This window comes from Bradyrhizobium embrapense (genome assembly GCF_001189235.2).
Taxonomy (GTDB): Bacteria; Pseudomonadota; Alphaproteobacteria; order Rhizobiales; family Xanthobacteraceae; genus Bradyrhizobium; species Bradyrhizobium embrapense.
The window spans coordinates 109770-130496 of the sequence record NZ_LFIP02000009.1 but is presented as its reverse complement, the minus strand read 5'-3'; the positions used below and the strand labels follow the sequence as shown (position 1 = coordinate 130496).

24 protein-coding genes are annotated in these 20727 nt (G+C 65.4%); 2 read left to right on the top strand and 22 right to left on the bottom strand.

What is annotated here, in order from left to right; genetic code table 11:
- Nucleotides 1-140: 140 nt before the first annotated feature.
- Together AKN83_RS30520 and AKN83_RS30515 are read right to left on the bottom strand one after the other, a co-directional pair.
- Entirely contained in the window at nt 141-350 is a 210-nt protein-coding gene (locus tag AKN83_RS30520; RefSeq protein WP_050404051.1) for a hypothetical protein, read from the bottom strand.
- 66 nt (nt 351-416) lie between these two features.
- Nucleotides 417-788 carry a hypothetical protein gene (locus tag AKN83_RS30515; RefSeq protein ID WP_050404050.1) on the bottom strand — a complete coding sequence of 124 codons (372 nt, stop codon included), beginning with the start codon at nt 786-788 and terminating at the stop codon, nt 417-419.
- Nucleotides 789-929: 141 nt separating this feature from the next.
- Here AKN83_RS30515 and AKN83_RS30510 point away from each other — a divergent pair, with 141 nt between their 5' ends.
- Nucleotides 930-1790, top strand: a complete 861-nt coding sequence (locus AKN83_RS30510) for a DUF72 domain-containing protein (protein ID WP_050404049.1) — start codon at nt 930-932, stop codon at nt 1788-1790.
- A gap of 10 nt (nt 1791-1800) precedes the next feature.
- Complete coding sequence (locus AKN83_RS30505; RefSeq protein ID WP_050404048.1) at nt 1801-2262, top strand: DUF488 domain-containing protein; 462 nt, start codon at nt 1801-1803, stop codon at nt 2260-2262.
- Between the two features lie 83 nt (nt 2263-2345).
- Here the strand turns inward: AKN83_RS30505 and AKN83_RS30500 are convergent, their stop codons facing one another.
- From AKN83_RS30500 to AKN83_RS30405, 20 genes are all read right to left on the bottom strand, one after another.
- Nucleotides 2346-2735 carry a MarR family winged helix-turn-helix transcriptional regulator gene (locus tag AKN83_RS30500; RefSeq protein WP_244522163.1) on the bottom strand — a complete coding sequence of 130 codons (390 nt, stop codon included), beginning with the start codon at nt 2733-2735 and terminating at the stop codon, nt 2346-2348.
- Nucleotides 2736-2877: 142 nt separating this feature from the next.
- The gene (locus AKN83_RS30495; RefSeq protein WP_050404047.1) at nt 2878-3591 is read right to left on the bottom strand and encodes an SDR family oxidoreductase; all 714 of its coding nucleotides are present in this window, start codon (nt 3589-3591) and stop codon (nt 2878-2880) included.
- A gap of 66 nt (nt 3592-3657) precedes the next feature.
- A complete protein-coding gene (locus tag AKN83_RS30490; protein ID WP_244522162.1) occupies nt 3658-3999 on the bottom strand; it encodes a hypothetical protein in 342 nt (113 codons plus the stop codon).
- Between the two features lie 63 nt (nt 4000-4062).
- The gene (locus AKN83_RS30485) at nt 4063-4944 is read right to left on the bottom strand and encodes an NmrA family NAD(P)-binding protein (RefSeq protein ID WP_050404045.1); all 882 of its coding nucleotides are present in this window, start codon (nt 4942-4944) and stop codon (nt 4063-4065) included.
- Between the two features lie 364 nt (nt 4945-5308).
- Nucleotides 5309-6226 (bottom strand): PhzF family phenazine biosynthesis protein, encoded by a 918-nt coding sequence (locus AKN83_RS30480; RefSeq protein ID WP_063695596.1) that lies wholly within the window; start codon nt 6224-6226, stop codon nt 5309-5311.
- A gap of 92 nt (nt 6227-6318) precedes the next feature.
- The gene (locus tag AKN83_RS30475) at nt 6319-7221 is read right to left on the bottom strand and encodes an amidohydrolase family protein (protein ID WP_050401955.1); all 903 of its coding nucleotides are present in this window, start codon (nt 7219-7221) and stop codon (nt 6319-6321) included.
- 15 nt (nt 7222-7236) lie between these two features.
- Nucleotides 7237-8481: an MFS transporter gene (locus AKN83_RS30470; protein WP_050402054.1), complete on the bottom strand. Its 1245-nt coding sequence runs from the start codon at nt 8479-8481 to the stop codon at nt 7237-7239.
- Nucleotides 8482-8526: 45 nt separating this feature from the next.
- Complete coding sequence (locus AKN83_RS30465; protein ID WP_050401956.1) at nt 8527-9255, bottom strand: GntR family transcriptional regulator; 729 nt, start codon at nt 9253-9255, stop codon at nt 8527-8529.
- 73 nt (nt 9256-9328) lie between these two features.
- Nucleotides 9329-10645 carry an adenylate/guanylate cyclase domain-containing protein gene (locus AKN83_RS30460; protein ID WP_050401957.1) on the bottom strand — a complete coding sequence of 439 codons (1317 nt, stop codon included), beginning with the start codon at nt 10643-10645 and terminating at the stop codon, nt 9329-9331.
- Between the two features lie 43 nt (nt 10646-10688).
- Nucleotides 10689-11852, bottom strand: coding sequence for an ABC transporter permease (locus tag AKN83_RS30455; protein WP_050401958.1), 1164 nt, complete (start codon nt 11850-11852; stop codon nt 10689-10691).
- A gap of 6 nt (nt 11853-11858) precedes the next feature.
- Nucleotides 11859-12818 (bottom strand): ABC transporter ATP-binding protein, encoded by a 960-nt coding sequence (locus AKN83_RS30450; protein WP_050401959.1) that lies wholly within the window; start codon nt 12816-12818, stop codon nt 11859-11861.
- On the bottom strand, nt 12815-13600 hold the full coding sequence (locus AKN83_RS30445; protein WP_050401960.1) for an HlyD family secretion protein: 786 nt from the start codon (nt 13598-13600) through the stop codon (nt 12815-12817). The genes AKN83_RS30450 and AKN83_RS30445 overlap by 4 nt, the downstream gene beginning before the upstream one ends.
- Nucleotides 13597-14322: a TetR/AcrR family transcriptional regulator gene (locus tag AKN83_RS30440; protein WP_050401961.1), complete on the bottom strand. Its 726-nt coding sequence runs from the start codon at nt 14320-14322 to the stop codon at nt 13597-13599. The genes AKN83_RS30445 and AKN83_RS30440 overlap by 4 nt, the downstream gene beginning before the upstream one ends.
- Nucleotides 14323-14560: 238 nt before the next feature.
- Entirely contained in the window at nt 14561-14971 is a 411-nt protein-coding gene (locus tag AKN83_RS30435; protein ID WP_050401962.1) for a DUF2000 family protein, read from the bottom strand.
- A gap of 144 nt (nt 14972-15115) precedes the next feature.
- A complete protein-coding gene (locus AKN83_RS30430; protein WP_050402055.1) occupies nt 15116-15466 on the bottom strand; it encodes a DUF4189 domain-containing protein in 351 nt (116 codons plus the stop codon).
- A 279-nt stretch (nt 15467-15745) separates the two neighbouring features.
- Nucleotides 15746-17350, bottom strand: a complete 1605-nt coding sequence (locus AKN83_RS30425; RefSeq protein WP_050401963.1) for an NTP transferase domain-containing protein — start codon at nt 17348-17350, stop codon at nt 15746-15748.
- Nucleotides 17347-18048, bottom strand: a complete 702-nt coding sequence (locus AKN83_RS30420; protein WP_050401964.1) for an XdhC family protein — start codon at nt 18046-18048, stop codon at nt 17347-17349. Before AKN83_RS30420 ends, AKN83_RS30425 begins: the two co-directional genes overlap by 4 nt.
- Nucleotides 18049-18050: 2 nt before the next feature.
- Nucleotides 18051-18374, bottom strand: a complete 324-nt coding sequence (locus AKN83_RS30415) for an XdhC family protein (protein ID WP_021077800.1) — start codon at nt 18372-18374, stop codon at nt 18051-18053.
- Nucleotides 18375-18403: 29 nt separating this feature from the next.
- A complete protein-coding gene (locus tag AKN83_RS30410; protein ID WP_050401965.1) occupies nt 18404-19606 on the bottom strand; it encodes a vWA domain-containing protein in 1203 nt (400 codons plus the stop codon).
- A 136-nt stretch (nt 19607-19742) separates the two neighbouring features.
- A complete protein-coding gene (locus AKN83_RS30405; RefSeq protein ID WP_050401966.1) occupies nt 19743-20651 on the bottom strand; it encodes an AAA family ATPase in 909 nt (302 codons plus the stop codon).
- Between the last annotated feature and the right edge of the window lie 76 nt (nt 20652-20727).

Sequence of the window (20727 nt, the reverse complement as noted above, 5' to 3'; positions counted from 1 at the left end):
CGACCACGAACAAGGGGCGCGCGTACATCCGGCGCAGCCGACATTGCCGTGGTCGTCCCAGCGCCGGAGCCCCTGGAGCTCAACGTCGCCGTTATGAGCCAGATAGGAAGCCCCCATGCGATCCGCAAGGGGCAATGGTGCTAGTTGTTCGGGACTTCCCGGATCACCGGGCCGCGCGGCGCCGGGGCCGCCGGCGCGGCCTCGGCGGCGGGCGCCGCCTGCGGCTGCACGGCTGCGGGCGGAGTCGGGTTACGGAGCTGGCTCGGCGACGGCCCGTAGATGAACGCCGCCGCCAGCACGATGGCTGCGACCACTGCGCCCAGGAAGCCTGCCGTCGATTTTGAGCTCATGCCGATGATCCCTCGCCTGCGCGGATTGATATCAAAAATCGGCCGGCCGCAACAGGATTCGGGAACCTATTTCGCCGCGGCCCTGCGCCTGACGAAGGCGGTCACGATGTCCTTCTGCGCCTGCTCGATCGCGCGGTTGGCCGTCGTCAGGTTGGCGTCGGCATCCTGTTTTGGAAACTGCAGCGACAGGAAGTCGATCAGCGACACCCGGAAGTTCTGCCGCTCGGAGGGACAGACATTGGCGATCAGCGAGGTGAACTCCTGATCGGACATCGCCTTGTTGCTGTCGCGGGGATATTCGCGAGCGAGACAATTCCAGTAGGCGTCGCGACCGGTGATCGCGAGCTTGTGCGCATCGTCGACCTCGTCGGCCATCGCAGCGGACGATATGGCAGCGGAGGACGCGATCAGGAGGGCGGCCGCAACCAGCATGCGCATGTATCGTTCTCCATTTTGGCGCATCGTAGCGAAGAGCGACAACCACGATAAGCACCCGCGCGGCAATCTGGCAAACTGGCCAATCACGATTATTTTGACTACTCTTTGATCCCGTTCCCCCTCCTCGCGATGAGTGCAGTCGTGGCCAAAGCTCCCACCAAGGCGACCAAGACAGACGCCAAGACGAACACCAAGACGACCAAGACGGACGCAGGCAACATCTATATCGGCATCGGCGGCTGGACATTCGAGCCGTGGCGCGGGGTGTTCTACCCGGACAAGCTCGCGCAATCGAAAGAGCTGTCCTATGCCGCCTCGAAGCTGACCTCGATCGAGATCAACGGTACCTATTACGGATCGCAGAAGCCGGAGAGCTTCCGCAAATGGGCCAGCGAAGTGCCTGATGGATTCATCTTCTCGCTGAAGGGGCCGCGCTTCGCCACCAACCGCCGCGTGCTCGCCGAGGCCGGCGATTCGGTGAAGCGGTTCTATGATTCGGGCGTGCTGGAGCTGAAGGACCGGCTCGGCCCGGTGCTCTGGCAGTTCGCGCCGACCAAGAAGTTCGACGGCGCGGACTTCGGCAAGTTCCTCGAGCTGTTGCCGCGCAAGCTCGACGGCCGCGCGCTGCGCCATGTCGTCGAGGTGCGTCACGACAGCTTTTGCGTGCCCGAGTTCATCGCTCTCATTCGCGAGCACGAGGTGCCGGTGGTGTTCGCCGAGCACGGCAAGTATCCGGCGATTGCCGACGTCGCCAGCGACTTCGTCTATGCCCGGTTGCAGAAGGGCAATGACGAACTGAAGACCTGCTATCCGCCGAAGCAACTCGACGCCTGGGCCAAGCGGTTTCAGGACTGGGCCGGTGGAGGCGAGCCGGACGACCTGCCGAAGGTCGACAAATCAGTACCGAAGAAGGTGCCGCGCGACGTGTTCGCTTACGTGATCCACGAGGGCAAGGTCCGCGCGCCCGCCGGCGCGATGGAATTGATCGAACGGGTGAAGTGAGACAGCGCCGATGGCGAAGGCAAAAAAGCTGTTCACCATCGGCTACGAGCAGACGCCGTCGAAGGCCGTGCTCGACGAGCTCCAGCACGCCGGCGTCAAGCTGCTGGTCGACGTCCGCGCGGTGGCCTCCTCGCGCCGCCCCGGCTTCTCCAAGAGCCAGCTCGCCGCAGGCCTCGACGAGCGCGGAATCGGCTACGTCCACCTCCGCGGCCTCGGCACGCCGAAGAGCGGTCGGGAGGCGGCGCGCAGCGGACACTATGGCCTGCTGCACAAGATCTATTCGGCGCACCTCAAGACGGCGCAGGCCAAGGAGCAGCTCGACGAGCTGTCGGCGCTGGTGAAGAAGTCCGGCCCGGTCTGCATCCTCTGCTACGAGCGCGACCACGAGCATTGCCACCGGCGCTGGATCGCCGAGATCATCGAGGAGCGCGACGGCGTCAGGATCGAGAACCTGGTCGCGCCGCAGGTTTAGCGCGTGCATCCGTGCGTGGATTGCCGTCATGGCGCTGCTCGTGGCGGCGAGCACGCGGCCGCGCTCGCGATCGGAAGCGGCGCTCAGTCCTCGGATGAGCTCGGCGTTATATCGCCAACGACCATGTCGCGCATGGCCCCTCTCAGCACGGCAACATTTTTTGCGCCGTTCAGCAGCTCGAACTCTCGCTGGGCACGCTGCCAATATGGCGCGGCCTTGTCGTGAACACCGCGGCCGGCATCGGTCAGCTCGATGAGGCGGCTTCGTCTGTCGGTGGGCGATGGCCGAATCCGAACGAGGCCGTCACGTTCCAGGAAGCCGACCATCTTGCCCATTGCGGTCCGCTCGATGTCGAGCTGCTCGGCGAGCGCGTTGACGGCGGCGCTGCCGAGTTCGTTCAGCGCCGCCAGCGTGAGGAACTGAGTGATGCGAAGTCCGACCGGTTCGAGGTGGGCGTCATAAAAGCGCGACATTCGCCGGTTGGCCTTCCTCATGGCGAAGCAGTTGCATTGATCGATTCCCAGCGATCTGTTCACCGGCAACGCTCCTTGTCGTTCTCGTTTTCATCGCGGCCCGCGCCGCGAATATAGGCGCGGCACGGGCCCAGGGATATTCTCAAAACCCCTGCGGCGGCGTGATGTAGCCGGGCTCCTCGGCCGCAAGCGTGCTCTTGAGGGCCGCCGTTCCCTTGTCGGCCATCACCTCGCTCTTGCCGGCGACGAGGGCGTCGTAGGTCTGGCGCACCACGTCCTCGGGGCTCGCCTTCGGCACGTCAATTCCGTTGGTCAGGTCAGTGTCCACGAAGCCGACATGCAGGCCGAGAACCTGAACGCCGCGTTCGCGTAGATGAAAGCGGAGCTGGTTGGTGTAGCTCCACGCCGCCGCCTTGGACGCGGCATAGGGCGTCAGAATCGGCCGCGGCAGCCACACGATGTCGGAGAGCACGTTGATGATGGCGGCGTTCTGCCTTGTCGACAAGATCGGTTCGAAGGCGTGCGTGACGCGCACGACGCCGTAATAATTGGTGTCGAACATGCGGGCCGATTGCGCCGCAACGTCGGCCGACAGAGGCCCGTCGACCAGAGCGGCGATGCCGGCGTTGTTGACCAGTATCGTCGTATCGGCCGCCAGCGCAGCGGCAGCTGCGATCGATGCCGGGTCGGTGACGTCGATCTTCACGGGGATGATGCCGGGCTCATTGAATCCATCGGTCTTGCGCATGCCCGCATAGACCTTGGCGGCTCCGCGGCGGCGCGCCTCGCGCGCAAAGGCGAGGCCCAGGCCGCGATTGGCACCAGTGATGAAGACGGTTGCATTCTTGATATCCATGACGCTCTACCTTTCCGGATTTGGATGCCAGTGCGGTTCATTCGCGCTGCTGGCTCGTTTTTCAACTCAAAGAAAGAGACTTTCCGGCAGCTTTGCCGAAAGCCGCTCGCGCAGACCGGTGGCGAGCGCGAGCACTGCGCCGAGCGGGCTCATTCGCACGCTGACGCGCGGGACTGATCCGTCCGCGTTATGATCGACGATGACCGCTGCGCTCAGCTTCTCTCCACTGTTGAGAACGGCCTCGTACTCAAGAAACAGCCGCGAGCCGACCTTCTGCACAAAGGTGGGCGTTTGTGACGCGTAGAAGGTTCCGACAGTGTCGACGACGCGTCGGATGTCATCGCGTCCAGCGACAGGCCCCCGCAGCACGGAGCTGACGAGCTCTGCATCAGCGATCAGATCGTCCAAAAACGGGTGTCGCTCGGTTTGTGGGTGAGACATTTTCAAACCTCATGATGGCTTCGAGCTTGCTCAGGCGAACACGGCGCGGTTCTGCGCGATGAACTGGCGGAACGTCAGGGGCGGTGTTCCCGTGATCTTCTCGACGGCGTCGTTGGTGCCCGAGAAGATGCCGTCGCGATAATTCTGGGCAACTTCGACCAGGTGCTGCACCAGGAACGGAGGAAACCTGTAGAGCTTTTCCATCTTCTCCCTGAAAACTTCGATCGACGTCGGCGCGTATTCGATCTTGCTGCCGAGCACCTCGCTCATCTCGGCGGCGATTTCGGCGTGGTTCATCTCCACCGGTCCGTGCAGCGGATAAATCTTGCCTTCGTGGCCTCTCGGCTTGGCCAGGAGGTGGGCGATGACACGGCCCTGGTCGTCGCTGGCGATGGGCGCGTGGCGGCCGTTCTCAAACGGAAATTCGATCTTTTTCTTTGCCCAGATCTCCTTGCCGAAATGCGGGTAGACCAGCCAGTCGGCAAAGAACGTCGGGCGCAGATGTGTCGTTGCCACACCCGACCAGTCGAAAACGCGCTCCGAAACCCAGTGGTCCTGTGCCGCATGACTTGCTGATTCCCGGCGTGCCGAAATCTGCGACATATTGACGATCGCGGTGACGCCGGCCTCCTTCGCGGCCTGTGCGAAATAGGCGGCCGCCCCGATGATTCCCGGCGCGATCGGATGGAGAAAATATGCAGACTGGATGCCTTCCATGGCCGCGCGAATGGCGTCGATGTCAGTGAAATCGCCGATGGCGATGTCGACTCCACGCTGCCTCAGAGCCGCCGCCCGCTCACCGTCGGAACGCACGTAAGCACGCACCGTCTTGCCCATCTTGAGCAGTTCGTCGACGGCAGCACCTCCGGTTCGTCCCGTCGCCCCGCTGACCAGAATAGTAGCTTCGCTCATGGCAACGCTCCCGCTTGTTAGATATAAGAGCATATGCCCTTATATGCCGAAAAGTAGGTGCATATGCTCCTAAATCAAGGCGATTTTTTCGGTCGCGGGACCAACGCCGTTCACATCCCTGTGTGGTCGACGGGCGAGCGCCGCCATCAAAAGCGGCCCTGCCGGGAGAGCCTCTCGAATATCAAAGCAATTTCGTCGATTGGCTCGCGGGTTCGCGAAACGCGCCTCGCTCGGGGCCACCAAGGTCAAGAAAGACGGCGGGCCCGTCGACATATCGACGCGCGGACCTTCGCAGGCCGGAGCAATGTCCGCGCCTCCGGCGCTGCTGGCGGACAAGCAGATGTCGCGGACGATGAGGACGCAGCTAGCTTTCCGCGCCCCGGAGGTTGATCGTTCCCTCCATCATCTTCACGCAGCCGCCGCCGACATGCACCGATGTGATCGCGCCGCCCTGCTTCTTCACCCGCGTCAGCAACAGGCTCGGCCGGCCCATGTCGACGCCCTGCCCGATCCGCAAGCGCAACTCGCCGTCACGCGCGGGATCGATATCGGCGAGCAGCGCCGCACAGGCGGCAGTCGCACTGCCGGTGGCGGGATCTTCCGACAGGCCGCTCGCGCCCGGATGGAACATGCGCGCCTGCAAATCGAGCGGCTGCTCGCTCGCCGGCACATCGCGGGTGTAGAAATAGACGACGTCGCGGCCGATCTCGGCCAGGACCTTTGCGAACGCCGCGGCATCGGGCCGGGCGCGCTTGACCGCCTCGCGGGAAGCGATCTCGATCACCAGGAACGGCAGGCCGACCGAGGCGACCTGCGGCGCGTGCCGATCGGTCTTCACGTCGGCCGCCGACAGCGACAGGCACGCGGCGGCAGCGGCCGCGCTCACCTCGTTGGTCCGCTGCAACGCTTGCGGCGCCGTCAGCTCGGCGCCGATCACCCTGCCGCCGTCGGTCAGCACCTTGACCGGCACGAGGCCCGCCTTCTCCTCGAACCTCAGCAGCTCCGGCGTCTTCGCCGCCCGGCTCGCCAGCACGAAAGCCGTGCCGACATTGGGATGGCCGGCGAACGGAATTTCCGAGCGCACCGTGAAGATGCGCACCTGGGCGTCGTTGGCCGCATCCTGCGGCGGCAGCACGAAGGTCGTCTCGGAATAGTTGAACTCGGTCGCGATCGCCTGCATCTGCGCGGTCGACAGTCCCTCGGCGTCGAGCACCACGCCGAGCGGGTTGCCGCCGAAGGCGCGGTCGGTGAAAACGTCGACGGTGATATAGCGGCGCTGCATTGTGCGTGTCCCTGTGCCGGTCATTCCGATGGCGTCATCGTAACACAGCGGCAACGACGCCCTTCAGAGCACTCGGTACAATCGCGCGCGAGCTAGAATCGAAACAGCTCGCGCGGTGATGCGAGCACGCGGGCGCGCTCGTCGGCATCGGTGACGAGCGCGTCGAGGAATTTGCGATTCTTCGCGTAGCTCTGCGTCGCCTCGAACTGGGTGTGCGGCCAATCGCTGCCCCACAGCAGCCGGTCGACGCCGAAAGCATTGCGCAGCAGCGGATAGGCCTGCTTCGCGAAGGCCTCGCCGGCCGGGCCATTGCGATAGGGCGCCGAGATCTTGACCCAGACGTTGCGCGTCGCGCCAAGCTTGAGGACCGATTGAAATCCGGGATCGTCGGCGCCGAGCTTCGGATCGGGCAAGGCGAAATGATCGAGCACGACCTTCACGCCCTGATCGAGCAGCTTTGGTGCGAGCGTCGCGAGATCGCCGGCGTTGCGCTGGATCTCGACCTGCCAGTCGAGCGCCCTGATCTCAGCCAGCAGCGCCGTCCACTCGCCCGACGCAAGATCAGGCAGCTTCTGGCCGACCAGATTGAGACGGATGCCCGCGATGCCGGCGCGATCGAGCGTGCGCAGTTCGTCGGCGGTAACGGCAACGTCGACCACGGCGATGCCGCGCAGGCGACCATTGGTCGCCTTCAGGCATTCGACCAGATAGGAATTGTCGGTGCCGAGAAAGCTTGGCTGCACCAGGACGCCATTGGTGATGCCGTTCTGGTCGAGCTGCTGCAGATAGAGCGCGAGCGGCGCGTCGTAATCGGGCGCGTAGCGCCGGCCGGGCGCGAGCTTCAGCCCGTGATGGAAGACATGGGCGTGGGTATCGATCGCGAGTTGTTTCGGCACCTCAGCCCTCACCTTACCCGCCAATCCGCCCGCCGACAGCGCGGCAATCACTCCTGCGGCAAATTTCCGCCGCGTCAACCCAGGTTCGTTCGTTGTCATGATCATTCCTCATCATCACGCGCGCGTGGCAGCGGCCTGCTCGAAAACCTTGCCGCGGGTTTCCGGCAGCATCAGCACCGCGATCAGCACTAGCGAATAAGCGAACGCCGCGTCGATCCCGATCGCGGCACCAAGGCCGATGTGATCGCTGAGGTAGCCGACCAGGAAGGGAAACGCCGCGGAGACGATGCGGCCGAAATTGTAGCAGAAGCCGACGCCGGTGCCGCGCACGCCGGCCGGATAGAGCTCGCTGAACAGCGCCGCCATGCTGGCGGGAATGCCGGCCGAGAAGAAGCCCAATGGAAAGCCGAGCACCAGCATCTGCGAATTGGTGAGCGGCGCGAAGATGTAGATCAGCACCGTCACGACGCAGGCGGCGGCGAACAGCGTCACGTTGGCGCGTCGCCCGATCCGGTCGCTGATGATCCCCGAGACCACGCAGCCGCAGAAGAAGGCGACGATGATCACGGCGAGATAGGCACTGGAGCCGAGCACCGAGAGAAGCCGCACCTCGCGCAAGTAGGTCGGCAGGAATGTGGTCAGCGCCGCATAGCCGCCATGGGCGCCGATACCGAACAGGCCGCCAATCAAGGTCGAGCGCAGCACGTCGCGGTGGAAGATGCCGGCGAGCGTGGCGAAGAACGGCGGCTCGGCCTCGCGCGCTGCAGCGCGCGGCGGCTCCTTCAGCCCGCGGCGGATGTAGAGGATCAAGAGCGCCGGGATCAGGCCGACCGCGAACAGGATGCGCCAGGCGATGTCGGCCGGCGCAGTGGTGAAGACCAAGGCCGACAACAGCACTGCGGCACCCCAGCCGACCGCCCAGGCGCTCTGCACGGCCCCGAGCGCCTTGCCACGATGCTCGGCGCGAATGATCTCGGCCATCAGCACCGCGCCGCAAGCCCATTCGGCGCCGAAGCCGATGCCTTGAATGGCCTTCAGCACCACGAGCTGGCTGTAGTTCATCGCGAAGGCCGAGGCGAATGTCGCGAGCGCAAAGGTCGCGACCGTGATCTGCAAGGCCTGCACGCGGCCGAAACGGTCGCCGAGCGCGCCGCCGAGCCAGCCGCCGAACGCGCCGAAGAACAGCGTGACCGAGCTGAGCAGGCCCGCGTCCGCCTTGCTGATCCCGAAAGCGGTGATCAACGCCGGAATCGCGAGGCTGAACATCTGGACGTCGAGCGCATCGAGCCCCCAGCCGCCGAAGCTTGCCCAGAAGGTGCGCCGCTCGAGCGGCGAGCATTCGCTGTACCAGTTTGCCATCATTCCTCCCTGAAATCTGTTTTGTTGTTTATGTTGCCGCCGCGCTCATCTGATCTCGGCGTGGTAGCGGAAGCGATCCGCCGGCCCGCGCGAGCGGCGCCATTCGATCGGCCGCCGCTCCAGGTCGAAGGCCAGGCGCTCGATCACGATCAGCGGCGCGTTGGCCTCCAATCGCAGCAAGCGCGATTGCATCTCGGTCGCGATCTCGACGGTGAGGATTTCATCGGCGGAGACCACGACCTGGCCGCAGCGGTCCTCGTAGAGCGGATACAGCAGGTCACCGAACTCGGCGGGATCGAGCGCGAGCAACGCCTCGAAGCGCGATCGCTGCAGCCAGATTTCCTCGGCCAATAGCGGCACGTCGTCGATCAGCCGCAGCCGCGACAGGCTGATGACGGGCTCGCCGACGCCGATGCGCAACGCCGAGGCGACCGCCGACGTCGCCGGCATCGCCTTGCGGCGCAGAATGCGGCTTTGCGGCACGCGGCGCTCGCCGCTCTCGGACTGGAAGCGGAAGAAGCGGAACAGCGAGGAATTGAACCGCGCGCGGCGCACGAAGGTGCCGCGGCCCTGCTGGCGCTCCAGCACGCCGTCGCTGACGAGCTGATCGATCGCCTTGCGCACGGTGCCGATCGCGACGCCGTAATGCGCGCCGAGCTCCGCCTCGGAGGGGATCAGGTCCCCGGGACGCCACTCGTTGCGGTTGATGCGCGCCGCGAGGTCGTCGCGGAGACGCTGGTAGCGCGGCAGGCGATCGTCGAGAGCTGAATTCATATAGTCATCTATATGAGTATGGGAGCGCGACGTCAATCGCTACCTTGATACCTCAGGCGCGAAATGCTGCGGCCTATCCCAACTGCCAGACCGGCACCGGGTGCTCGTAACCCCGCACCGGGATCTCGCCGCGCAAGACGGCGTCCTTGCATTCGTCGCCGAGCGCCTCGCGCACGGCAGACGAGATCAGGAATTGCGAGCCGAGCTCCTTGTTGAGCGCCTCGAGCCGCGCGGCAAAGTTCACGGTGTCGCCGATCACGGTGTATTCCTTGCGCCGCGGCGAGCCGATACTGCCGGCCACGACCTCGCCGATATGGATGCCGATGCCGATCCGCAGCGGCCAGCTCGACGACGCATTGGTGCGCTCGTTGGCATCAAGCATCTCGCGCGCGGCGGCAACCGCCTGATGCGCGGCGTCGCCGGTCTCGAACGGCGCGCCGAACAGCGCGAGAAAGCCGTCGCCGAGAAACTTGTTCACGATGCCGCCGTGGCGATCGAGGATCTCGACCAGCACGGCAAAGGCACCGTCGAGCCGGTCCACCACCTCCTGCGGCGAACGCGAGCGCGCACCCGCGGTGAAGCTGCGGAAATCGACGAACATCACCGCGACGCGGCGGATGTCGCTCGCGGTCGTGGCGCCCTCCGCCATCAGGCGCTCGACCACCTGCGGCGAGACGTGCTGGCCGAACAGGTTGGTGATGCGGTCGCGGGCGGTGGCGGCGGCGATGCTGGCCGCGAACTGGCGGCGCAGCTGCAAGCCCACCCCACCGGCCAGCACGCCGCAGATCAGGATGATCGTGCTGCGCGCGGCGTGATAATAGATGCCTTGATCGGCCGCGATGCCGTCAGGCGCATGGAAGAACACCGCCATGTAGAACAGCTCGGTCGCAGCGACGACGCCGGTGAAGGTCGAGAGCCAGAAATCGAGCCGCAGCGTCGACAGGATGATGAAGACGAAATAGATCAGCGGGGCCACGAAGCCGAGCGCTGCCTGGCGGCCCATGCTGTCGATATGCAGAGCCAGCACGATGGTCGGCAGCGAGGTCTCGACCAGCACGCCGATATAGCGCCGGATCACCGGCAGGTCGCGGCCCTTGCGCATGTACCAGCTGATCGCCCCGTGCACCCAGATCTCGAACAGGATCAGCGGACCGGTGACGTAGAAAATGTAGACCGGGCTGAGGTTGCCGTGCCAGACCCGGCTGACCGCCTCGGGCGCGAACAGATACACCAGCAGGCTGATCGCGCCGAGCATGACGGCGGTGCCGATCAGCACCTTGATGCGCAGCAGCTCCGTGGTCATCACCTCGCGCATCAGCGCATGATGGAAATCGGCGGATACCGTCGTATCGCTCGTCTTCTCGCCGCCCCACCAGCCAGCCATCGTCATCGCCCGATCACCGCACCAGAATAACTTCTTGCGTCATTCTGCCTCAATCGAGCGTGCGGCGGAAGCGCGTCACGGCGATGGTCATGGCGAACAGCATCAGGGCGGCGAGCGCAATCGTGTCGTATTGCAGGTTCGGCATCGCCGCGCCCTTCAGCATGATGGCGCGGACGATGCGGATGAAATGAGTCAGCGGCAGGCCCTCGCCGATATATTGCGCCCAGACCGGCATGCCCGCGAACGGAAACATGAAGCCGGAGAGCAGGATGCTCGGCAGGAAGAACATCATCGAGAGCTGCATCGCCTGCAGCTGGTTCTGCACGATGGTCGAGAACGTATAGCCGATCGACAAATTGGTGGTGATGAACAGCGTGGTCAGCAACCCCAGCAATGTGAGGCTGCCGAGCACCGGCACGCCGAACAGCAACACGCCGATGCCGATGATCAGCCCGGCCTGGATGAAGCCGACCATCACATAGGGGATGATCTTGCCGAACATCACCTCGACCGGCTTGATCGGCATCGACAGCAGGCTTTCCATGGTGCCGCGCTCGATCTCACGCGTCACCGACAGCGCGGTGAAGATCAGCATGGTCATGGTCAGGATGGTCCCGACCAGGCCCGGCACGATGTTGAGCCGCGATTCCGCCGCGGGGTTGTAGCGGGCATGGGCGCGAATCTCGAACGGCATCTCCGGGGGATCACCAATATGCAGGTCGTGCGCCAGGGCCGACTGCACCAGCGTCCCGAGCGTTCCGAGCGCCGTGCCCGACGCCACCGGGTCGGTGGCATCCGCCGCAACCAGCAGCGCCGGCTTGTCGCCGCGCCGCACCGCACGCTCGAAACCGCGCGGGATCTCGACGCCGAACAGCACCTTGCCGGATTGCAGCAGCTCATCGAGCTGCTCGACCGTGTGCACCTCGCGCGTGAAGCGGAAATAGGAGGTGTTCTCCATCGCCTTCAGGATCGAGCGTCCGAGGTCGGTATCCTCCTGCAACAGCACCGCGGTCGGAAGATGACGCGGCGTGGTGTTGATGGCGAAGCCGAACAACAAGAGCTGCATCACCGGGATGATGATGATCATGGCGAAGGAGACGCGGTCGCGGCGAAGCTGGATGAATTCCTTGACCAGCATCGCATAGCTGCGCCGCCAGAAGCCGAATGCCGGCTCCCTGTCTTGGCCATTCCGGATCGTATCCGTCGCGCTCATCGGACCCTATCCCTGAAAGTTGTCTTTGGAGCGCCCCATCAGGTCGATGAAGACGTCTTCGAGCGACGGCTCGCTCGGCTGCCAGTGCCACTTCGGATTGCCGCGATATGGCGCGATCGCGCTCTCCAGCGCCGCCTTGTCACGGCCGGAGACGTGCAGGCTGGTGCCGAACGGCGCCGCCATGTCGACGCCGGGCTTGCCGGCAAGCTCGGCCATCAGCCCGTTGAAATCCTCGCCCGTCACCGTCCAGGTCGACAGCGCCGACTTCGCGATCACCTCGTCCACCGTGCCGTGCGCCAGGAGGTGGCCGTAGGCGATATAGGCGATCTCGTGACAGCGCTCGGCCTCGTCCATGTAATGGGTCGAGACCAGCACAGTGAGGCCTTCGGCGGCAAGCGCATGGATCTCGTTCCAGAAATCGCGCCGCGCCTTGGGGTCGACGCCGGCGGTCGGCTCGTCGAGCAGCAGCAATTGCGGATTGGGCAGCGTGCAGGCGCCGAGCGCGAGCCGCTGCTTCCAGCCGCCGGACAGTTCGCCGGCGAGCTGCTCCTCCCGCCCCGTCAGCCCGATGCGCGCAATCATGTCGCGCGCGGCGCCGCGCGCATCGGGCATCCCGTAGAGCCGCGCCACGAACTCCAGATTCTCTCGCACTGAAAGATCCTGGTAGAGGCTGAAGCGCTGCGTCATGTAGCCGACCTTGCGCTTGATCTTGTCGGCATCGCGCCGGATGTCGTAGCCGAGGCAGGTGCCCTCGCCGCTGTCCGGCGTCAGCAGGCCGCAGAGGATGCGGATGGTCGTGGTCTTGCCGCTGCCGTTGGGGCCGAGGAATCCGTAGATCTCGCCGCGCTTGACCTGCATCGACAGGTCGTGGACCACCTCGCGCCCGCCGAACGATTTGGTCAGGCCCTTCACATCGATCGCGATGGAAGCTGCGTTGGGCTGCGCGCTGGTGGGGCCGCCGTTCATCTGCGATCCGCCACCGGCGTCTTGGGATTGAGGTAGATGCTGATCGGCTGGCCGACGCGTAAGCTATCGGGCCGGCTCGGCCGCGCCTGGATCAGATAGACCAGCTTGTTGCGCTCATCGAGGCTGTAGATGACCGGCGGCGTGTACTCCGCCGTGGTGGCGATGAAGTAGATCTTGGCGGTGAGATCGTTGGCGCAATTGTCGCAGGTCACCCTCACCTCGTCGCCGAGCGCAAGCTTCGGCAGCTCGGTCTCCGGCACGAAGAAGCGCAGCTTCATGTTGCCGGGCGGCATGATCGACAGCACCGGCCGCTGTGCCTGCACCATCTCTCCCTCGCGGAAATAGATCTGCTGGATCGAGCCTGCGATCGGCGCAAAGCCCTTGCGGCGGTCGAGCCGCGTCTGCGAGGTGACGACGCGCGCCTCCGCGACGCGCAGCGCCGAGACGGCGGCATCCAGATTGGCCTGGGTGCCGGCGCCGGTGCCGCGCAGCGAGGCGGCGCGATCGTAGCTCTGCTGGGCGTTGGCGAGCGTCGCGTTGTTCTGGTTGAGATCGGCGCGCTGCAGATCGTCGTCGACCGAATAGAGCAGATCGCCGGGCTTGACCTCGTCGCCCTCGCGGACGTTGAGCTTGATGACGCGGCCGGATTCATCCGGGCTGACGAAGATCATGTCGGCCTCGACCCAGCCCTGGAAGCCGGGATCCCGCTTCTCCTTGCAGCCGGCCAGCGCCGCCGCCAGCGCGACGGCGGCGATCAGCCTCATCATGCGCGACGCGGTCATTTCTTGCTCCGTTCGCCGAAGATCAGATCGAGATGCACCTTGAACATCGCCAGCCCATCGAGCGGCGCGTGGCGGGAAAACAGGCTCTGCCAGATCACCGCGACGATCGCGGGCGCCACGACCAGCTGCGGGAAATCCCCGAGCTCTCGGTGCTTGATCTCGCCGCGCGTGATCGCGAGCTGGACCAATGCCTTCATGCCGGCAAGGCCCTTCGACACCACCTCGCGGAAATAGAAATCGGCGATCGCCGGGAAGCGCGGCCCCTCGGACACGATCAGCCGGATGATGTCGCCACGCCGGGTCGCCACGACCTCGCGCATGAAGGTCTCGGCAAATCCCTCCACCGCGTCGCGCACCGGACCGGTGATGGTCGGCAGCGCCGTCATGCGGCTGATCAGCGGCACCAGCGCGGTGCGGATCAGCTCCTCGAACATCGTCTCCTTGTCCTTGAAGTAGAGATAGAGCGTGCCCTTGGCGACGCCCGCGCGCTTAGCGACGTCGTCGAGCCGCGTCGCGGCATAGCCGCGTGCGATGAACTCATCCATCGCCGCCTCGATGATCGCCGCGCGCCGCTCGGCCGATTTCTCGGCGCGGTTCGAGGCGGGCTTGACCTCAGCCAGTTTGGCCGAGGTCACCTTCGGGGTCCTCGCCGCGGCGGCCCGGATCGTGGTCCGGCGTTTGGTCGGCTGGGTGCGGGTCGTGCTTCCGGTGCGCTTTGTCATGACCACAATATGACTGACTGGTCAGTCATTGTCAATTCGATATGAGGTAACGCGTTCCCTTACAAAAGGTTGCTGTTCGCCGGCTTGAGCGCGATCAAATCACCGCACGTTCTTTGTCATTCCGGGGCTCGCGAAGCGAGAGCCCGGAATCCATTGAGCCGCAGAACTCCTGGATGATTGGATTCCAGGACTCGACGCTGCGCGTGGCCCCGGAATGACGGCGGGAAGCGGTGTCGCGCTATGTGTGAAACTTCAGCCCATCGAGGACCTTGTCGACCACCTTGCGCTCGGCACGAAAGGCGAGGCCGACCAGGTTGAGGTCGCTACGTGCGACCGCCTTCACCACCTCGCGGTTGGCGGCATCATGCGTGGTCTTGAACATGTCCTCGGTGTAGAGCGCCGGCTTCACGTCGCGCGCCAGCGCACGTTCCAGCGCGCGCGACAGTTGCGCGCGATCGGCGCCGTAGATCAGGATCGGCTGGCCGATCAGGGACAGATATTTCGTCCCCGAGCCGTCCTGGTAATTCTCGCCGATACATTCGGGGAAGGAAGCGGCGATGCCACCAGCGAGAAACGACGCCACGTTGAGCTTCTGCCAGACTTCCAGGTCGGTGCGGATCACGACCGCGATCTTGGTGTCGAACTGCATGGGGTAAAGTTTAGCGGCAGGCAGGTGGCGAACACCAGTCCTGACCGAGCATCCCTCACCTGCCCGTCAAACGCCGATGTTCGTTTCCTGGAGGACCTGTTGGAGCCCGCATGACCGCAGGGATCGCCGGCACGCTGCCCGCACCTATCCCTTGGCGTCGCAGGCCCAGGCGCGGATCACGCATTCCTTGCCGCCGTAGTCGTAGCACTTCTTGGTCGCGGCATTGAGCGAGCTCGAGATTTTCGGCGCCACCGCATAGCCATGGGCGCCGCAGGGATTCTTCATGTCGATCGCGAGCGCGGCACAGGCGCGCTTCATGGTGACGGTGGCGCAATCGCCCTTGCACTGCTTCAGCGCCGCGGCGCGCGCCGCGCCCTCCGCCGGATAGTCGTAGGCCTGGCCATACGCCCCGCACTTGCCGACCGCGAACGCGCCGGCCGCATGAGCCTTGGGGACGAAGTTTTCCACGGAGAAACGCGTGGCACCGAGCAGCAATGTCAGGACGAGAATCGTCAGCGCGCGGCGCTGCGCGGCGGCGGTCGAAATGATCAAGCGGAAATCCCCCAAAGTCCGGCGCGGACTGTACGCAGGGGTCGTTTCCAGATGGTGAATGACGGTTTAAACGAGCTTCATCCACTCGTCGTCCCGGCGAAGGGACCCCAAAACCACCGAACGTTGTTGTTGGAGGGTAGCGGCCCCAGCCTCGCAAGACAATTCGCATCGGTGGTTCTGGGCCACGCGCGCTTCGCTTGGCCGGGACGACAGCGGATGGAGCTAGCCCCGCCTCGCCGCTTCCAGCGCCTGCGGGGTGTCGATGTCGAGGAAGGCGCTGTTGCCTTCGACCGGGACCTCGGCGACCACTTCGGCATGCTTGGCGATCAGGTGACGGGCGCCGATGTCACCGTCGAGCGTCATCAATTCCTTGAAGAAACGCCGCGACCACAACACGGGATTGCCGCGGCGGCCCTCGCTGACCGGGACCGCGATCAGATGGCCGCGGTCGGGGGCGAAGGTGTCGATCAGGCGATCGATCAGCCTGGCATCGATCAGCGGCATGTCGCCGAGGCAGACGACCGCGCCATCGGCGCTGTCGGAGACCGCCGAGATGCCGGCCTTCACCGAGCTCGCGAGGCCGCCGGCGAAATCCGGGTTGCGGACGAACTTGACCTTGAGTCCATCCAGCGCCTGCTCGACCAGGTCGGCCTGATGGCCGGTAACGACGATCACCTCCGAGGCCTTCGAGGCCAGCGCCTGCTCGGCGACGATTCGCGCGAGCTTCTTGCCGTCGAGATCGGCGAGCAGCTTGTTCGGACCGCCCATCCGGGTCGAGCGGCCGGCGGCGAGCACGATCGCCGCGACGTTGCGGTTGCCTTCGGTGTCGGGGACGGTGCGCGGCTGCGGCCGCGTCACGATCTCCATCAGCAGCCCGCCGACGCCCATGCCGGTGAGATCGGACCGCGTTACCTTGATGCCGGCGAGCAGCCGCATCAGCACCCAGTCAAAGCCGTTCTCGACCGGCGAGCGCGCACAACCCGGCGCGCCCAGCACCGGCACGCCGCCGGCGCTTCCGATCAAGAGCAGATTACCGGGATCGACCGGCATGCCGAAATGCTCGATGGCGCCGCCGATCTCCGTGATCGCGGCCGGGATGACGTCGCGGCGGTCGGCGATCGCGGATGCGCCGAACACGATGACGAGTTCGGCCCCGAGGCCGAGCAATTCCTTGATCGCGGCTGCGAGCACCGTTTCGTCATGCGGCACGCGGCGCTCAGCGATGATGGTGGCTCCGGCCGGCGCCAGCCGCTCGGCGGTGACGCGCAGCGTCTTGTCGATCACCTTGGGCGCGAGGCCAGGCAGCAGCGTCGAGACCACGCCGACCTTCTTGATCACGTAAGGCGCGATCCGCAGCGTGTCCTTGCCGGCGACCGCGACGGCGGCATCGCGCAAGCGGCCCTCGACGCCGAACGGGATCAGCTTGACGGTTGCGATCATCTCGCCTTCGACCACCGGCTTGAACGCCGCGAGCGTCGCGAAGGTGATCGCTTCGTCCACTCCGTTGATGCGATCCACCGCGGCACGGTCGACCACCAGCACGCCGGGGCGCGCCGCGAACAGATTGGCGCGGCCGGTGAAGGCGCGCTCGACATTGACGCCCTCGCCCGCCACCGCCTGTGCGATGCTTGCAGCTGCGACGTCCTCGGAGACGTCACCCTCCTCGAGCCGCACCACGACGACGTCCTTGACGCCGGCCCTGGTCAGCGCATCGGCCTCATCCGGGCCGATCGTGGTGCCCTTCTTGAGTACCAGCGTGCCCTGGCGAAGCGTATGCACGGTGACGCCGCCAATCGCGTCGGCCGGACTGGCGGGACCGAACTTCATGCCGCTTCTTCTTTTTCTTTGGGAGGCAAACGCAGCTGCGCGGTGATCTCGGCCATGATCGCGACCGCGATCTCCGACGGCGACACCGCGCCGATGTCAAGCCCGATCGGCGCATGGATGCGGGCGATGTCGCTCTCCTTGGCGCCCTGCGCGCGCAGCCGCTCGGCGCGCTTGGCGTGCGTCTTCCGCGAGCCGAGGGCGCCGATATAGAAGCAGTCACGGTCGAAGGCATGCAGCAGCGCCGGATCGTCGATCTTCGGATCGTGCGTCACCGCGACGAACGCGGTGTAATGATCGACGTTGAGCGGCGGCAGCGCGACGTCGGGCCATTCGGCAACCAGCGGCACGTCGGGGAAACGCTCAGGGGTTGCAAACGCCGTGCGCGGATCGACCACCGTCACGTCATAGTCGAGCGAGCGCGCCAGCGGCGCCAGCGCCTGGCTGATATGGACCGCGCCGATGATCACGAGCTTTGCGGTCGGCGCGTAGACGTTGAGGAACAGCTTGTTGCCCGCGACCTCGACATTCCCGCTCTTGCCCATCCGCAGCTGCTTGGAAAGCTCGGCGCGCAGCGGATCGGCGGCGATGTCTTTGGCCTTGACCAGGCGCTGCTCGCCAGTAGTGGTGTCGGTGACGATGATCACCGGACGGCGCGCGGCGCGCTCGGCGTTCAGCTCCTTGAGGACCTGGATCTTCACGGCTAACCGACCTTCTCGACGAACACGCGGATGGTGCCGCCGCAGGACAGGCCGACATTCCAGGCCGTCTCGTCGGCGACGCCGAATTCGAGCATTTTTGGCTGGCCGCTCGCGATCACGTCGAGCGCCTCGGTCACGACCGCGCCCTCCACGCAGCCGCCGGAGACCGAGCCGAGAAACGTGCCGTCGTCATTGATGACGAGGCTCGAGCCGGCCGGGCGCGGCGCCGAGCCCCAGGTCTCGACCACGGTGGCGAGCGCCACGCCATGGCCCTGCTTCTGCCAGGTCTCGGCGGCCTGAAGGATGTCTTCGTCGCGGTTCAGCATGGTGGCCTCCTGCTATCGGGTCAGGCTTCTCAGGCTACGGAACGGATCAGGCTGCGGTGGTGCGCCGGCGGCGGCGACGACAGCGCCCCGATCAAGCCCTTGATGGACGTCAAGTTATGCACCGGGCGAAATTCGTCAACGTGGGGCAGCATCATTTTGATGCCCTGCGCCTTGGCCTCGAAGCCTGAATAGCGCAGCAGCGGGTTGAGCCAGATCAGGCGGCGGCAGGAGCGGTGCAAACGGTCCATCTCGAAGGCCAGTTTGGCATCGGCCTCCCGTTCTAGTCCATCGGATATAAGGAGGACGATGGCGCCCTGCCCGAGCACCCGGCGGGCCCAGAGCTGGTTGAAGCTATGCAGCGAGGTCGCGATCCGCGTTCCGCCGGCCCAGTCCTCGACCGAGGACGTGCAGCTCGCCAGCGCCTCGTCGGGGTCACGCGCCCGTAACGCCCGCGTCACATTGGTCAGGCGGGTGCCGAACAGGAATACCGAGACCCGCTTGCGGTAATCGGTGATGGCGTGCAGGAAGTGCAGGAATAGCCTTGTGTACTCGCTCATCGAGCCGGAGATATCGAGCAGCGCCACGATCGGCGTCGGCTTCTCGATCCGGCCGAGCTTCCTGATATCGATGATCTCGCCGCCGGTGCGCAGCGAGTTGCGCACGGTGCGGCGCATGTCGAGCCGCAAGCCGCGCGCGTCGGGCTGGTAGCGGCGGGTGACGAGCTCGGCCTGCGGCAGCCGCATCTTGGCGATCTCGCGCGTCACCTCGGCGATCTCGGCCGCGGTCATCTGCGCGAAATCCTTCTTCTGCAGGATCTCCTTGTCGGAAACCGAGAGCTTGAGCTCCTGTTCCTGGGCCTGAGGCCGCTCCTCGCTCTTCGCCGGCTGCGCCATCGCCTCCTGCACCCGGCGCGAGGCCGGTGGCGGCTTCTTCCTGGCATGGTCGGGCAGCGGGACGGAATCCAGCATGCTCTTCCACTCCTCGGCGGCGCGGAAGAACAGCATAAAGGCCTGGCGGAAGATCAGCGCGTGCTCGTGGCGCTTGACGAAGATCGCCTCCAGCGTGGCGTAGAAGTCGGAGCGGTTGCCGACCTCGATCAGCTGCAGCGCGTCGAGCGCATCGATCACCGAGCCCGGCCCGACCGGAAGCCCGGCCGCCCGCAGCGCGCGGGCAAAGCCGATCACGTTGTCGGCCATGTGGCCGGTCGGCGGATTGAGGTGGTTGATGGGCATCGTGTCTTTGCCTCGTCATTCCGGGGCACGCGAAGCGTGAACCCGGAATCCATTTATCCACGTATGATGCGGCCCGATGGATTCCGGGCTCGCGCTCCGCGCGCCCCGGAATGACGAACCTTTATTGCGGCGCGACTTACGTCTCGCTCGTCGCTTCCTTCAATGTCTTCTGCAACGCATCGCCCTGCATGCGCGCGATGTCGTCCTGGTACTTCAAGAGCGCGCCGAGCGTGTCGCCGACCACCTGCGGCGTCAGCGAGCGCGCGTCGAGCTCGGACAGCGCGGTGGCCCAGTCGATGGTCTCGGCGACACCCGGCGACTTGTAGAAATCCTGGTTGCGCAGCGCCTGCACGAAGCGCACCACCTGCTGCGACAGCTTTGCGGAAATGTTCGGGACCCGCGACTTGACGATCGCGAGTTCGCGCTCGGCGGTGGGATAATCCACCCAGTGATAGAGGCAGCGGCGCTTCAGCGCGTCGTGGATCTCGCGGGTGCGGTTCGAGGTGATGATGACGATCGGCGGCGCCGGCGCCTTCACGGTGCCGAGCTCGGGGATGGTGACCTGGAAGTCGCTGAGGATTTCGAGCAGATACGCCTCGAATGCCTCGTCGGCGCGGTCGAGCTCGTCGATCAGCAGCACCGGCGGGCCAGCAACGTCAGGCTCCAGCGCCTGCAGCAGCGGCCGCTTGATCAGGAAGCGCTCGGCGAAAATGTCGCTCGCAAGCTGGTCGCGATCGGTATCGCCGGAAGCTTCCGCAAGGCGGATCGCGATCATCTGCGCGGCGCTGCTCCACTCATAGACGGCGGAGGCGACGTCGAGGCCTTCATAGCATTGCAGGCGGATCAGCTTGCGCCCCAGCGCCGCCGACAGCACCTTGGCGATCTCGGTCTTGCCGACCCCGGCCTCGCCTTCCAGGAACAGCGGCCGCCCCATGCGCAGCGCCAGATAGGTCACGGTCGCGAGCGAGCGTTCGGCGAGATAGCCGCGCGATGTCAGCAGCTCCTCGAGCGCATCGACGGAAGTGGGTAACGCCGATGCGCTCATGGAACTGCCAGTCTTCGAACAGGGGTTAGCAACATCACGCGTCAGATCTAATCCTTGGGATCCAGTTCGGATCTAG